Genomic DNA, 15,593 nt, shown 5'->3' on the forward strand with positions numbered 1-15,593 from the left:
CGAGCGACTTGACCGTGCCGTCCGACTTCAGCTTCGAGATCGCCGCGTTCAGCTTCGTCTTCAGCGCATCGTCGCCCTTGCGCAGGCCGAACGCGATGCCGCTGCCGAGGATCCGGTCGTCACGCACCGGCTGGCCGACGAACCCGAAGCCCTTGCCGTCCGGACGCGACAGAAAGCCGCGCTGGCCCGCCGGCGCGAGCACGAGCGTCCCGTCGACACGCCCTGCGACGAGATCCGCGTAGGCCTGGTTCTGGTCCTGGTACGCGACGACGGACACGCCCGCCGGCTCCCAATGCGCCTTCGCGTAGGTTTCCTGGATCGAGCCCTGCAGCACGCCGACGCGCTTGCCCTTCAGCGATTCCGTCGTCGGCAGCAGGCCGCTGCCGTTGCGCGCGATCAGCTGCGTCGGCACGCGATAGATGATCGTCGTGAAGTCGATCGCCTGGCGCCGCTGCTCGGTCGCGTTCATCGCCGAGTTGATCGCATCGAACTTGCGGCCCTGCAGCGCCGGAATCAGCCCGTCGAACGACGTCTCGACCCATTTGCACGACAGCTTCGCGGTCTGGCACACCGCATTGCCGACGTCGATGTCGAAGCCTTGCAGCTCGCCGTTCGCCGCTTTCGATTCGAACGGCGGATATTGCGCCTCGAGACCGAAGCGCAGCGTCTGCGGCGCTTCGGCGAATGCCGCGCCGGAAGCGAACGCGCAAGCGAGCGCGAGCCAGAGTTTCAGGTGTTTCATCGTGCGATCTCCTTGGGTCGTGGGTCTTCCTGCGGGCGGCTGCCGTGCGTCGGCAGCTCGGTCAAATGCTGCGCAGACGACGCGCGCCTTCGATCAGCGTCTCGTCGTCCTTCGAAAAACTCAGCCGGATCAGGCCGGCATCGGTGCCGTCGGTATAGAACGCGGACAGCGGAATCGTCGCCACGCGCGCGTCGCGGATCAGGCGCAGCACGAAATCGCTGTCGCGCTCGTCGGAGAAATGCCGGAAGCGCGCGAGCATGAAGAACGAACCTTCGCTCGGCAGCAGCTCGAAGCGCGAGCCGGCGAGCTCGCGTGCGAGCAGGTCGCGCTTGCGCTGGTAGAACGCCGACAGCCCGAGATAGCTGTCCGGCTGCGACAGGATGTCGGCGAACGCGATCTGCATCGGCGTGTCGGCCGAGAACACCATGAACTGGTGCACCTTGCGGATCTCGTCCATCAGCGCCGCCGGGGCGAGACAGTAGCCGACGCGCCAGCCGGTCACGTGGAACGACTTGCCGAACGACGACACGATCACGCTGCGCTCGGCCAGCTCGCGATGCCGCGCCATGCTCTGGTGCTGCGCGCCGTCGAACACCACGTGCTCGTAGACCTCGTCGGACAGGATCACGATGCCGGTATCGCGCGTGAGCTGCGCCAGACGCGCGAGATCGGCTTCGGAAAACACCGTCGCGGTCGGGTTGTGCGGCGTGTTGACGATGATCATGCGCGTGCGCGGCGTGATCGCGGCGGCGACCTCGTCCCAGTCGACCCGGAAGTGCTCGGGCGACAGCTTGATCGCGACCGGCGTCGCGCCCTGCATCCGCACGATCGGTGCATAGCTGTCGAACGACGGCTCGAAATAGATCACCTCGTCGCCGGGATGCACGAGCGCACTGATCGCCGCGTACAACCCCTCGCTCGCACTCGCGATCACCGTGATCTCGGTCGCCGGATCGTAGCGTGCGCCGTACAGCCGCTCGGTCTTCTCGTCCAGCACGTCGCGCAGCTGCTCGACGCCGGCCATCGGCGCGTACTGGTTGTGTCCTTCCCGCATCGCGCGGGCGACACCTTCGACGAGCGCGGGATCCGGCGCGAAATTCGGCGCGCCTTGCGACAGGTTGAGCGCATCGTGTTGCGCGGCGAGCTGCCCGATCACGGTGAAAATCGTCGTCCCGACGTCGGGCAGCTTCGAACGGGGCACGGTGGCGCTTCGCATGACTTCTCCTGGCTTGTGACGGTGCGCGCGCAAGCGCGTCGCGAATAGGCAGGAGCATTTAGCCCGAATCAAAATCGCCGGACAACCGAAAGTTTGTCATGGGTGCCATGCGTTCAGATCATGGCGGAGGCGTCGCAAGCGCTTCATGACGGGGACGGATAACGGCGCGTCATGCGCCGGTGGCATTTTCACGTGCGTCGGCGCCACGCCGGATCTATGCGCCGCGCTTGCGCCCGGCAACACGGAAACCCGAACATGTCGCAGCGGCATATTTGCTACGCTGACAATCAGGACGAGACGCACTTTGCATGGGACCCATCGATGACCAGCCCGACCCACGAAGTCACCAACCAGTTCGACGAACTCGTCGACTATAACCTCTTCGCGACCGACGCCGCGCTGCGCGAAGCACTCGCCCGTGCCGGCGCGGAGTGGGCCATGCCGCAGCTCGACGCGTATGGCGCGCGGCTCGGCCGCAGCGAAACCGCGCAGCTCGCCGACGACGCCAACCGCCATCCGCCGGAGCTGAACGCGTTCGACCGGCGCGGACGGCGCATCGATCGCGTCGATTTCCATCCCGCATGGCACACGCTGCTCGGCATGTACCGCGGGGAAGGCTTCGTGTCGCTCGCGTTCCGCGACCGGCGCCCCGGACGCTGGGCGGCGACCGCCGCCGGCTTCTACCTGCACGGACAGATCGAGGCCGGCACGCTGTGTCCGGCGACGATGACACAGGCGGCGATCCCGGTACTGCAGAAGGAGCCGGCGCTGTGGGCGCAATTGCGCGACAAGCTCTACAGCGACGCCTACGATCCGCGCGACGTCCCCGTCGCGGACAAGCCGTCGATCTGGTTCGGCATGGGCATGACCGAGAAACAGGGCGGCTCCGACGTGCGCGCCAACACGACGCGCGCGACGCCCGTCGGCGCAGGCGGTCGCGGCGGCGAATACCGGCTGCGCGGCCACAAGTGGTTCTTCTCGGCGCCGATGTGCGACGCGCACCTCGTCGTCGCACGCACCGACGCCGGCGGCCCGTCGTGTTTCTACGTGCCGCGCTGGCGGCCCGACGGCACAAAGAATGCCGTCGAAATCCAGCGGCTCAAGGACAAGGTCGGCAACCGCAGCAACTCGAGCAGCGAGATCGAGCTGAACGATGCGTGGGGCATCATGCTCGGCGAAGAAGGCCGCGGCATCCCGACCATCATCGAGATGGCGACCTATACGCGCCTGAGCTGTGTGCTCGGCAGCGCGGCGATGCTGCGCCAGGGCGTCGTGCAGGCGATCGCGTATACACGGCAGCGTCATGCGTTCGGCCGCGCGCTCGCCGAGCAGCCGCTGATGCGCACAGTCCTCGCCGATCTCGCACTCGAGAGCGAGGCCGCGCTTGTCCTGGCCATGCGGCTCGCCGCCGCGTTCGAAGACGGCGATTCGCCGCGCGAGCAGGCATGGAAGCGCATCGTCACGCCCGCCGCGAAATTCTGGGTCTGCAAGCGCGCGGTCGAGCTGACCGGCGAGGTGATGGAAGTGTTCGGCGGCAACGGCTACGTCGACAACGGCCCGATCGCGCGGCTGTTCCGCGAAGCGCCCGTCAACTCGATCTGGGAAGGGTCGGGCAACGTGATGTGCCTCGACGTGCTGCGCGCGGTGTCGCGCGACCCGGAGGCCGCCGCCGCGCTGCTTGGCGAGCTGCACGAACTGGGTGCGGGCGAGCCGCGGATTCGCGACGCGCTGGATACGCTGCGCGCGATGCTCGCCGCGCCGCCCGATACGCTCGAAGCGGCAGCCCGCCTGTTCGCGCAGCGGCTCGTCCTCGTCGCGCAGGCCTGTCTGCTGCGCCGCGACGCGCCCGCGGCGGTCTCCGACGCATTCATCGCGACGCGCCTTGCCGAGCCGGCCTGGGGCCGCATCGCGGGCGGCTTCGATCCCCGCCGCATCGACATCGCCGCGCTGCTGCAACGCGCGTACCCCGCGTAACCGGCGCAATCGCGGCGCATGCCTCGATGCGTGACCGCGACGCGCGAAGGCACCGCCGCTGAAAAACAGAACGCCACCGGACGCTTGCGCGTCACGGTGGCGTGAGTCGAACCGTTCGGGCGCGGATCATGCCGCACTGCGCGCGCCGCCGATATCTCGGCGCGCCTCGCGCGGCCAGCCCGCTACCCGATGCGGCTTACTTGCCGCCGATGCTCTTCAGCGGCTTCCACTCGCCCTTCTCGACCTTGTACATCGTGATGCCGCCGTTCTTCAGGTCGCCCTTCGCGTCGTACGCGACGTGCGACGACGTGACACCGGCCATGTCGGTCTTGGCCAACACCGGCAGGTACTTCGCCGGATCGGTCGAGTTCGCCTTCTTCATCGCGTTGAACATCGCCATCGCGCCGTCGTACGAGTACGGCGAGTAGGTCTGCACGTCCTCGCCGAAGCGCTTCTTGTACTTGTCGGCGTAGGCCTTGCCGCCAGGCATTTCCGCGAGCGGCAGGCCGGCCAGCGATGCGATCGTGCCTTCGGCCGCGTCACCCGCGATCTTCAGGAACGTCGGCGTCTTCACCATTTCGCCGCTCATCAGCGGCGCCGTGAAGCCCAGCGCCTTCATCTGCTTGACCATCGGCGCTGCCTGCGAATCCGCACCGCCGTAGTAGACGAGGTCCGGACGTGCGGCCTTCAGCTTCGTCAGAATCGCCTTGAAGTCGACCGCCTTGTCGTTCGTGAATTCGCGGTCGACGATCGTCGCGCCGCCAGCCTTCGCCGCCTTCTCGAACTGGTCGGCGAGACCCTGGCCGTAGGCCGTGCGGTCGTCGACGATCGCGATCTTCTTCATGCCGAGATCCTTCGCCGCGAACGTGCCGGCCACGAGGCCCTGCTGCGTGTCGGACGTCATCATGCGGAAGGTCGTCTTGTAGCCTTGCTGCGTGTATTCCGGCGCGGTCGCCATGGCGAGCTGCGGAATGCCTGCGTTCGCGTAGATGCGCGACGCCGGGATCGTCGTGCCCGAGTTGAAGTGGCCGAGCATGCCCTTGATGCCGTCGTCGACGAGCTTCTGTGCGACCGTCGTGCCGGTGCGCGGGTCGGCCTGATCGTCCTGCGTGTCGAGCACGAACTTCACCGGCTTGCCGCCGATCACCGGCTTCGTCGCGTTGAAGTCCTCGATCGCCAGCACGATGCCGTTCTGCATATCCTTGCCGTAGTGTGCCTGAGCACCCGTCATCGGCCCTGCATAGCCGACCTTCACGTCATCCGCATGCGCAGTCCCCGCCAGCGACATGACCGCGACGAACGTCGCGCCTGCCAGCTTTTTCATCGTGTGTTGCATAGCTTCTCCTAGGTACCAGGTATAAACGGAGCGGCTTCGGGATCGCCTAGCCGCTTCCTTTTCTTGATCCGAACGGCAAGGATGGTCAGCCGATCGTCATCAAATTCGCATTGCCGCCCGCCGCCGCGGTGTTCACGCTGACCGAGCGCTCGGTCAGCAGCCGCTCGAGCGCGTAGTCCTCCGCGTCGCCATTCTCGAATGCACCGGCCGACACGCCCTGCACCGACACGATCGGGCCCGGCCGCTGCGCGACGTCCTTCACCAGCTTCTGCAGTTCGTCGCTGTCGCCCTCGAACAGCACGGTGTCGAACGCCGCATCCGCCTGCTTGCGCACGCTCGCGTGGGCCTTCAGCGACGCCGGCAGCGCAGCATACAGCGCTTCGCCCGGCGCACCGGCGAACAGTGCACGGTTGCCGGTCGCGAGCACAGCCGCGAACTGCGCGCGCGCGCCGCTCGGCGTCGCCGCGACGCACAGCACCGTGCCGCGCGGGCCGAGTGTATACGTGTTCCGCTCGCCCGTCGGGCCCGCGAGCACTGCGGTCGCGCCGGCCGGCACCTGCGCGAGATAACCGTCGCAGCGTGCCGCGAGCGCCGGCTCGCGCTGCTCGATCAGCCAGTCGCGCAGCGTCGTCAGCGTCGCCGCCGGATGCTCGCGCTTCTCGCCTTCGATGTTTTCCTCCGCCACCAGCATGTTCGCGAGCGAACGCGGCAGGCCGGACGGACGCGTCGCCAGCAGACGCTGCAGATACAGCGCGCCGCCCGCCTTCGGGCCCGTGCCCGACAGACCTTCGCCGCCAAACGGCTGCACGCCGACCACCGCGCCGATCACGTTGCGGTTCACGTAGATGTTGCCGACATGCGCGCGATCGATCACGTGCGCGATCGTCTCGTCGATCCGCGTGTGGATGCCGAGCGTCAGGCCGTAGCCGGTCGCGCGGATCTGCTCCAGCAGCTTGTCGAGCTGGTTGCGGCTGTAACGCACCACGTGCAGCACCGGGCCGAACACTTCACGCTTCAGTTCGTCGATGCTGCCGATCTCGATCAGCGTCGGCGGCACGAACGTGCCGTATGCGCACGCGTCCGGCATCGGCAGCTGCGTGACGCCGTGCCCCTTGTCCTTCATCGACGCGACGTGCGTGTCGATCGTGCGCTTCGCTTCGCCGTCGATCACCGGGCCGACATCGGTCGACAGGCGATCCGGGTTGCCGAGCGCCAGTTCCTGCATCGCGCCCTTCAGCATCGTCAGCGTGCGATCCGCGACATCGTCCTGCAGACACAGAACGCGCAGCGCGGAACACCGTTGACCGGCCGAGTCGAACGACGACTGCATCACGTCCGCGACGACCTGCTCGGCGAGCGCCGACGAATCGACGATCATCGCGTTCTGGCCGCCCGTTTCGGCGATCAGCGGAATCGGCTTGCCGTCCGGATCGAGACGCGACGACAGCGTCTTGTTGATCAGGCGCGCCACTTCGGTCGAACCGGTGAACATCACCGCACGCGTGCGCGGATCGGCGACGAGCGCCGCACCGACCGTCTCGCCGTCGCCCGGCAGCAGCTGCACCGCACCGGCCGGCACGCCGGCCTCGCGCAGGATGCGCACCGCCTGCGCGGCGATCAGCGGCGTCTGCTCGGCCGGCTTCGCGAGCACCGTGTTGCCGGCCGCGAGCGCGGCGGCGACCTGGCCCATGAAAATCGCGAGCGGGAAGTTCCACGGACTGATACAGACGACCGGCCCGAGCGGGCGGTGCGTATCGTTCGAGAACTCGTCGCGGATCTGCGCCGAGTAGTAGCGCAGGAAGTCGATCGCTTCGCGGATCTCCGCCACCGCGTTCGGCAGCGATTTGCCCGCCTCGCGCACGATCAGGCCCATCAGCGTGTGCATCTGCGCTTCGAGCAGGTCGGCCGCGCGTGCGAGGCAATCGGCGCGCGCCTCAACAGGCGTCGCCTGCCAGATCGGCGCGGCGGCCACCGAATGTGCGAGCGCCGCGCTCACGTGCCCGGACGTCGCTTCGCTGACCACGCCGACAATGTCGCGCTGGTCCGACGGATTGCGCACGTCGCGCGCCGGCGCGTCCGCGATCGCATCGTCGGCCAGCATCGGCGCCGCGCGCCACGGATGATGCGCACTCGCGAGCAGCGCGGACGACAGCGATGCGAGGCGATGCTCGTTCGACAGGTCGAGGCCCATCGAGTTGGGACGCTCGTCGCCGTACAGGTTGCGCGGCAGCGGGATCTTCGTGTGCGGCGCGCCGAGCGGCACGACCTTCGACGCCTCATCGACCGGATCGGCGACCAGGTCCGTCACCGCGACCGACTTGTCCGCGATGCGGTTCACGAACGACGTGTTCGCGCCGTTTTCCAGCAGACGGCGCACGAGATACGCGAGCAGCGTTTCATGCGTGCCGACCGGCGCGTAGACGCGGCACGGACGGTTCAGCTTGTCGCGGCCGGTCACCTCTTCGTAGAGCGGCTCGCCCATGCCGTGCAGGCACTGGAATTCGTACTGGCCGGGATAGTAGTTGTGGCCGGCGAGGTGATAGATCGCCGACAGCGTGTGCGCGTTGTGCGTCGCGAACTGCGGATAGACCGCGTCCGGCGCGCCGAGCAGCTTCTTCGCGCAGGCGAGATACGACACGTCGGTATAGATCTTGCGCGTATAGACCGGATAGCCTTCAAGGCCGTCGAGCTGCGCACGCTTGATTTCGGTATCCCAGTACGCGCCCTTCACGAGACGGATCATCAGGCGATGGCGGCTGCGGCGCGCGAGGTCGATCAGATAGTCGATCACGAACGGGCAGCGCTTCTGGTACGCCTGCACGACGAAGCCGATGCCGTTCCAGCCCGCCAGCTCCGGATCGAAGCACAGCGCTTCGAGCAGGTCGAGCGACAGCTCGAGACGGTCCGCTTCTTCCGCGTCGATGTTCAGGCCGATGTCGTAGCGGCGCGCGAGCAGCGCCAGCGCACGCACGCGCGGCAGCAGCTCGGTCATCGTGCGTTCCTGCTGCGCGCGCGAGTAGCGTGCGTGCAGCGCCGACAGCTTGATCGAGATGCCCGGGCCTTCGTAGATGCCGCGCCCGCCGGCCGCCTTGCCGATCGCGTGGATCGCCTGCTCGTAGGACGCGTAATAGCGCTGCGCATCCTCTTCGGTCGTCGCCGCTTCGCCAAGCATGTCGTACGAGTAGCGGAAGCCGCGCGCTTCGTACTTGCGGCTGTTCGCGAGCGCTTCCGAAATCGTTTCGCCGGTGACGAACTGCTCGCCCATCAGGCGCATCGCCATGTCGACGCCCTTGCGGATCAGCGGCTCGCCGCCCTTGCCGATCAGACGCGTGAGCGCCGACGACAGCCCGGCCTCACTGTTCGTCGTGACGAGCTTGCCGGTGATCATCAGGCCCCAGGTCGCCGCGTTGACGAACAGCGACGGCGCATGGCCGACATGCGAACGCCAGTCGCCCTTGCTGATCTTGTCGCGGATCAGCGCGTCGCGGGTCGCCCGATCGGGAATGCGCAGCAGCGCTTCCGCGAGACACATCAGCGCAACGCCTTCCTGGCTCGACAGCGAGAATTCGTGGATCAGCCCTTCGACGCCGCCGCCCGAGCTCTTCTCGCGCAGCTGCTCGACGAGCTTCCCGGCCATCGCCTGCACGTCCGCGGAGAGATTCGCGGGCAGACGCGCCTGGCCGATCAGGAACGGCACGCACTCCGGCTCGGGGCGGCGGTACGCGGCGGTGATCGCCGCGCGCAGCACCGATTGCGGTTGCACGTTCTGCGCAAATTCGAGGAACGGATGCGGCGAGTTGTCGTCGTCCGGATCGGCATGGCCGTCGGCGAGCTCGGTCACGCCGCTGCCGCCGGACAGTTCCGGCGGCAGCTGGCCGTGCTCGATGCGTTCGAGGTAGGCGAAGATCGCCTGCTTGATCAGCCAGTGGGGCGTGCGTTCGAGGCGCGACGCAGCGTCTTTCAGCCGCGAGCGGAGCAGATCGTCGACTTTGACGCCAAGGGTGGTGCTTGCCATGGTGGGTTCGTGCGCCGGTGCGAGGCCGGCCAGTGACGGGAAAGGATGCGCGAAATCCTACGGCACACAATAAAACGGTGCAACCCAATTTCGCAAAGGGTTGCACCTCAAGTTTAATCAATATAATCAACGGCTTATGAGGTTGCAACCTAGGGGTTGCCCGCCGTCGGCGGATCGGTATTTTCCCTGATCGGCGGTGAAAAGCAGACGCTGCCGCGCGATCAGATCGTCAGATATCCAGCGGATCGACCTCGACGCTCCACCGCAGCGCGCCCTTCAACGCGCGCAATTTCGGCAGCCACGCATGCAGCGCGTGTTGCAGCGCCGCCCGCGATGCGCTTTCGAGCAGCAACTGCGCGCGATGGACGTTCGCGACCTTGACGATCGTCATCGGCACGGCGTCGTAGACCGTCACGCGATCCGCGCCGGGCAGGCCGTGCAATGCCGCCGCGGCCTGCTGCAGAAACGCGAGCGCCGCTTCGAGCGTACGCCCTTCGGCGCGCAGCAACGCCTGATAGACGAACGGCGGCAGATGCGCGTCGCGCCGCTCGCCGAGCGTCGAATTCGCGAAGCCGACGTAATCGTGCCGCGCCAGCGCGTGGTACAGCGCGTGCCGCGGATAACGCGTCTGCACCAGCACCTCGCCCGGCAGCCCGGCACGGCCCGCGCGGCCGCTGACCTGCATCAGCTGCGCGAACAGTCGCTCGCTCGCGCGGAAGTCGTGCGAAAACAGCGCCGTATCCGCATTGAGCACGCCGACGAGCGACACGCGCTGGAAATCGTGTCCCTTCGCGATCATCTGCGTGCCGACGAGGATGTCGACCTCGCCCGCATGCACGTCGGAGAACAGCGCCTGCGCGCTGCCCTTGCGGCGCGTGCTGTCGGCATCGATGCGCAGGATGCGCGCGCCCGGCACCGCTTCGGCAAGCGTCTCCTCGACCCGCTGCGTGCCGCGGCCGAGCGGCGCGATATCGACGTTGCCGCACTCGGGACACGAATGCGGGATGCGCGACTCCCAGCCACAGTGATGGCAGCGCAGCGCATGCTCCGGCTTGTGCAGCACGACGTATGCGCTGCACCGCGGGCATCCGGCGACCCAGCCGCAGGCATCGCAGGCGAGCGCGGGCGCATAGCCGCGCCGGTTCAGGAAGATGAGGCTCTGCTCGCCGCGTTCGAGGCGCGTCTTCAGCGCCGCGACGAGCGGCCCGGACAGACCGCCGACCGACGCCCGCCCGCGCCGCCGCTCCTCCTCGAGATCGATCAGCCGCACACTCGGCAGCACCGCGTCGGCGACTGCGCGCCGCGACAGCGTGAGCCGCGTGTAGCGTCCCTGCTCGGCCTGCCACCAGCTTTCGAGCGAAGGCGTCGCCGAGCCGAGCACGACCGGAATGCCGAGCTGCTTCGCGCGCCATACGGCGAGATCGCGCGCCGAATAGCGCAGCCCTTCCTGCTGCTTGTAAGCGGGCTCGTGCTCCTCGTCGACGACGATCAGCGCCAGCGCCGGCAGCGACGCGAGCACCGCGAGGCGCGTGCCGAGCACGATCCGCGCGCGTCCGGTGTGGGCTGCAAGCCAGTTGCGCGCCCGCTCGCCTTCGGCGAGACCGCTGTGCAGCGTGACGATCGCATCCGGCGCGAGCGTGCCGGCGAAACGCGCACGAAACGCGGCCTCGAATTGCGGGGTCAGGTTGATTTCGGGGACGAGCACGAGCGCCTGCGCGTCGGGCCGTTGCGCCAGCAGCGACGCCAGCGCATGCAGATAGACCTCGGTCTTGCCGCTGCCCGTCACGCCGTGCAACAGGAACGGTGCGAAGCCCTGCGCGGCGCGGATTGCATCGAGCGCCTCGGCCTGCTGATCCGTCAGCGGCGGCGGCACCGCGCGGCTCGATGCCGCAGGCAAGTTATCCACAGGCGGAAGCGCATCCGCCCAGCCGATCTCCTCGATCTCGACCCAGCCGCGTGCGGCCCACTCGTCGAGCGTCGACGCGGCCTTCGGATGCAGCGCACGCGCGTCGGGGAGCGTCAGCGAGCCGGCATCGGCGAGCGCCTGCGCGAGCCGGCGCAACGCGGCTGCGCGTGCCGGCAACGCATCGGGCAATGCGGCACGGCCGGACTCACGCAACGTATACCGCACCTCGGGCGCCAGCAGCCGACCCCAGCGCCCGGCATCGCGCAGCGCCTGCGGCAGCGCCGGCAGCGCGACTTCGCCCAGGCCGCGCTGATAGTAATCGGCGGCAAACGCGACCAGCGCCAGCCATTCGGCCGACAGCGGCGGCAAATCGGCGCAGATGGATTCGACTGCGCGCAGCCGCCCGGGCGGCACGTCGGTGTGAGCCGTTACTTCGCAGACGAGCCCCACCGTCTGCCGCTTGCCGAACGGCACCTGCACGAGCGTGCCGGGCGCGGGCGCCGGTTGCGCGTCGCAGCGGTAATCGAACAGCGTCGCAAGCGGATGGTCGAGCGCGACCCTGAGGTATGTGCCTTCCATCACCCGCGCCTCGCCGTGACGACGCTTGCCGGAACGGCGGCCAGTTCGACCGCATGCTGTCGCATCCGAACCGATGCGGCGAACTTCAAGTAAAACTTCAGACTCGGCGCTAAGTTTTGGATTCTCATTAGGAATCGCCGTATACCCTGACCGGCCTGTGGATAACTTTGTTGAGAACTCACCCGCTCCGGCACGGACAACGCGTCGGGCCGTGCCTCCCGCTGCTTTTTCGCGATGTGCTGAAAAATCGGCTGAGCCTTATCCCACAAGGCTGCTATCCAAATTCCGGCACCATAGCGCGGCAATCTGACCGAAACGGTGCTCTACCGCGCTGCAACGTGGAAAATGTGCATAAGTCAAGTCTTGACAAGCATCGAAGTCGCCGCCGGAGCGGGGTTGCGCCCTGTTTAGCCTGGACGACGCAACGCGGCCGCTCCGCACCGCAACATGACGCGGCTTGCAATCAGCGCGCGGCTTCGCTACGCATCGCGCGGCTGTGGCGATGCACTTCGTCGACCAGCTCGGCGACATGCTCCGGCGGCGTGAACTGCGAAATGCCGTGGCCGAGGTTGAACACGTGGCCCGGATGATTGCCGTAGCTGTCGAGCACCGCGCGCGCCTGCTCGCGGATCGCGGCCGGCGGCGCAAACAGGATCGTCGGATCGAGGTTGCCCTGCAGCGCGACGCGGCCATCCACGCGCGCACGCGCCGCATCGAGGTTGACCGTCCAGTCGAGGCCGACCGCGTCGACGCCCGTCGCCGCGATTTCCTCGAGCCACAGACCGCCGCCCTTCGTGAACGTGATCACCGGCACGCGTTCTCCGTCGTGCTCGCGCTTCAGTTGCGCCACCACGCGCCGGATGTAGTCGAGCGAGAAGCGCTGGTAGGCGCCGTCGGCCAGCGCACCGCCCCACGTATCGAAAATCATCACCGCCTGTGCGCCCGCTTCGATCTGCGCGTTCAGGTACGCGGCGACCGCCTGCGCATTGATGTCGAGGATCCGGTGCATCAGGTCCGGCCGCGAATACGCCATCGACTTGACCGTGCGGAAGTCGTCCGAGCCGCCGCCTTCGACCATGTAGCACGCGAGCGTCCACGGGCTGCCCGAGAAGCCGATCAGCGGGACACGCTGACGTCCCTGCCCGTCGGTGAGCGCGCGACGGATCTCGCGCACCGCGTCGGTGACGTAACCGAGCGTCGCGCCGATATCCGGCACCGCGAGCTTCGCGACGTCCGCCTCGGTGCGCACCGGATGCGCGAACTTCGGCCCCTCGCCGGCCTGGAAGTCGAGGCCGAGGCCCATTGCGTCGGGAATCGTCAGGATGTCCGAGAACAGGATCGCCGCGTCGAGCGGAAAGCGATCGAGCGGCTGCAGCGTCACTTCCGTCGCGTAGTCCGGATTCTTCGCCAGACCGAGGAAGCTGCCCGCACGGGCGCGCGTCGCGTTGTACTCGGGTAGATAGCGACCCGCCTGGCGCATCAGCCAGATCGGCGTGTAGTCGGTCGGCTCGCGCAGCAGCGCGCGCAGGAAGGTGTCGTTGAGCAGGGTATGGGCCACGTTAGGATGCGACGATGCGTGAGCAAACCGGCATTTTACCGGACAGGGGCCATCCGCCGCGCGAGCATCATCCGCGGCGGCCATATGACGCGCGCGATCGCTCCGCTATGATCGAACGCTCATACCAAATGAAACGAAGGAGGAGATGCGATGAGGAAGCTGGGAACGATCGCCGCCGCGGCGTGGCTGTGCGCGGCCGCCGTGCACGCGGAAACGGGCACGGGCAGCGGCGCGGCCGCCGCCGGCTCGCGGCTCGACGATGTGCTCGCGCGCGGTGTGCTGCGCGTCTGCACGACGGGCGACTACAAGCCATATTCGTACTACCGCGCCGACGGCAAATTCGAGGGCATCGATATCGACATGGCCGATTCGCTCGCCCGGTCGCTCGGTGTGAAGGCCGACTACGTCAAGACGAGCTGGCCGAGCCTGACCGCCGATTTCGTCGCGAAATGCGACATCGCCGTCGGCGGCGTCTCGACGACACTCGAACGCCAGAAGCGCGCGTTCTTCACGCAGCCGTACATGACCGACGGCAAGACGCCGATCGCGCGTTGCGCGGATGCCGGCAAATATCAGACGGTCGCCCAGATCGACCGGCCCGAGACGCGCGTGATCGTGAACCCCGGCGGCACGAACGAACGCTTCGCGAAGCAGCACTTCACGCATGCGAACGTCACCGTGTATCCGGACAACGTGACGATCTTCAAGCAGATCCTCGACGGCCGCGCCGACGTCATGGTGACCGACGCGTCCGAGACGCTGCTGCAGCAGAAGCTGAATCCGGGTCTCTGCTCGATTCATCCGGACAAGCCATTCCAGTTCGGCGAAAAAGCCTACATGGTGCCGCGCGGCGACGTCGTGTTCCAGCAATACGCCGATCAATGGCTGCACCTGTCGCTGTCGAACGGCGAGTTCCAGTCGATCTCGGACAAATGGCTGAAGTGAAACAGCATGCGCACGCCGCGGCGTGCCGGCAACGCGCGGCGCGCACGGAGCGCCGGTCAGTCGATGCCGAGCCTCCGATGCTCGACCAGCACGCAGCGATCCATCACGACGTCCAGCCCCGCCGCGCGCGCCCGCGCGGCCGCGGCTTCGTCGATCACGCCGAGTTGCAGCCACAGCGCCCGCGCGCCGATCGCGATGGCGTCGTCCGCGACAGCGGACACTTCCGACGATTTGCGAAACACATCGACCATGCCGATCGCGGCACCGTCGCGTGCGAGCGCGGCAGCCGCATCGGTCAGCGACGCGTAGCAGCGTTCGCCGAGCACGCGCTGGCCGTCGAGCATCGGGTTAACGGGGACGATCCGGTAACCGGCGCGCTGCATGTATTCGGCGACGCCGTGACTCGCTCGATGCGGTTTATCGGAAAGCCCGACGACCGCGATCACACGATCACGTTTCAAAATCTTTCTGATGATTGCGTCGTCTTGCATCGAATCCTCTGTGCGATGAATTTTTTCGCGTGCAGAAGTGGACTTCGTCGAACCCGGCGCGCGTCAAAAACGCATACTGCGCACACCGTTAAATCACTTCCGTAAATGTGAGTAAAAATGACCTTTCCGCACACCAATAAAACAGCAATAAATCCCGGAAAGCCTTATCCGGCGGGCGTTACAACCTGAAACACTTTGTTACCTCCAGGGTGCGCCAATTCGCCCACAATGTTTTTCAACGGTTCCAACACGGATGTGGTTTCGTGTGCCAAGTGTGAGCGGACACGAAGCACTGCGAACCCGTCGGTCATGTACCGAAGCCCTTCCCTGGGGCATCCTTGTTGGAGTCATTTTCGGTTCGCCGAATACGTTCCATCTTTGGTCTCCTCGCGCTAACCCCGTAGCGTGTGGTTTTTAGCGGGCTAATCAGCCCGCTTTTTTTCGTCCATCGAAAACGTGACGGCCCGCAGGCCGTCATCTGTCACGCGGTCTTCGGCTCGTCGAGCTTCATCTCTTCGATCATGCGCTGACGCATGATGAATTTCTGCACCTTCCCCGTCACCGTCATCGGCAGCTCGTCGACGAAGCGGATATAACGCGGGACCTTGTAGTGCGCGATCTGCCCTTGGCAGAACGCACGCAATTCATCCTCGGTCATCTGCTCGCCCGGCCGCAGCACGACCCACGCGCACACCTCCTCGCCATACTTGGCGTCAGGCACGCCGAATACCTGCGCGCTCTGAATCTTCGGATGCCGAAACAGGAATTCCTCGATCTCGCGCGGATAGATATTCTCGCCGCCGCGGATCAACCCCCCATTCAACAGAGTCG

At 66.9% G+C, this 15,593-nt stretch carries 9 protein-coding genes and 1 pseudogene; 2 read left to right on the forward strand and 8 right to left on the reverse strand.

Annotated features, from left to right (window positions below; all coding sequences use genetic code 11):
* On the reverse strand, positions 1-742 hold a 742-nt coding region (locus tag KH616_RS11270; RefSeq protein WP_292244066.1), incomplete at its 3' end, for an ABC transporter substrate-binding protein.
* A gap of 61 nt (positions 743-803) precedes the next feature.
* Complete coding sequence (locus KH616_RS11275; RefSeq protein WP_292244067.1) at positions 804-1,958, reverse strand: pyridoxal phosphate-dependent aminotransferase; 1,155 nt, start codon at positions 1,956-1,958, stop codon at positions 804-806.
* A gap of 321 nt (positions 1,959-2,279) precedes the next feature.
* Between KH616_RS11275 and KH616_RS11280 the strand changes: the two genes are divergently transcribed.
* Positions 2,280-3,932, forward strand: a complete 1,653-nt coding sequence (locus KH616_RS11280; RefSeq protein WP_292244068.1) for an acyl-CoA dehydrogenase family protein — start codon at positions 2,280-2,282, stop codon at positions 3,930-3,932.
* Positions 3,933-4,128: 196 nt separating this feature from the next.
* On the opposite strand, the gene KH616_RS11285 is transcribed toward KH616_RS11280, so the two are convergent.
* The 4 genes from KH616_RS11285 to hemE form a co-directional block, all read right to left on the reverse strand.
* A complete protein-coding gene (locus KH616_RS11285) occupies positions 4,129-5,268 on the reverse strand; it encodes a branched-chain amino acid ABC transporter substrate-binding protein (protein ID WP_292244069.1) in 1,140 nt (379 codons plus the stop codon).
* Positions 5,269-5,353: 85 nt separating this feature from the next.
* Complete coding sequence (gene putA / locus KH616_RS11290; protein ID WP_292244071.1) at positions 5,354-9,283, reverse strand: trifunctional transcriptional regulator/proline dehydrogenase/L-glutamate gamma-semialdehyde dehydrogenase; 3,930 nt, start codon at positions 9,281-9,283, stop codon at positions 5,354-5,356.
* 229 nt (positions 9,284-9,512) lie between these two features.
* Positions 9,513-11,768 (reverse strand): primosomal protein N', encoded by a 2,256-nt coding sequence (locus tag KH616_RS11295; RefSeq protein WP_292244073.1) that lies wholly within the window; start codon positions 11,766-11,768, stop codon positions 9,513-9,515.
* Positions 11,769-12,231: 463 nt separating this feature from the next.
* The gene (hemE, locus tag KH616_RS11300; protein WP_292244075.1) at positions 12,232-13,326 is read right to left on the reverse strand and encodes a uroporphyrinogen decarboxylase; all 1,095 of its coding nucleotides are present in this window, start codon (positions 13,324-13,326) and stop codon (positions 12,232-12,234) included.
* A gap of 150 nt (positions 13,327-13,476) precedes the next feature.
* Between hemE and KH616_RS11305 the strand changes: the two genes are divergently transcribed.
* Positions 13,477-14,271, forward strand: coding sequence for a transporter substrate-binding domain-containing protein (locus KH616_RS11305; RefSeq protein ID WP_292244077.1), 795 nt, complete (start codon positions 13,477-13,479; stop codon positions 14,269-14,271).
* Positions 14,272-14,327: 56 nt separating this feature from the next.
* On the opposite strand, the gene KH616_RS11310 is transcribed toward KH616_RS11305, so the two are convergent.
* Both KH616_RS11310 and KH616_RS11315 read right to left on the reverse strand, forming a co-directional pair.
* Positions 14,328-14,762 (reverse strand): CoA-binding protein, encoded by a 435-nt coding sequence (locus KH616_RS11310; protein WP_292244078.1) that lies wholly within the window; start codon positions 14,760-14,762, stop codon positions 14,328-14,330.
* A 481-nt stretch (positions 14,763-15,243) separates the two neighbouring features.
* Positions 15,244-15,593: pseudogene (locus KH616_RS11315) on the reverse strand (AMP-binding protein); the annotation flags it as partial.

The sequence above is a fragment of the Burkholderia sp. genome, assembly GCF_018375725.1.
Taxonomy (GTDB): domain Bacteria; phylum Pseudomonadota; class Gammaproteobacteria; order Burkholderiales; family Burkholderiaceae; genus Burkholderia.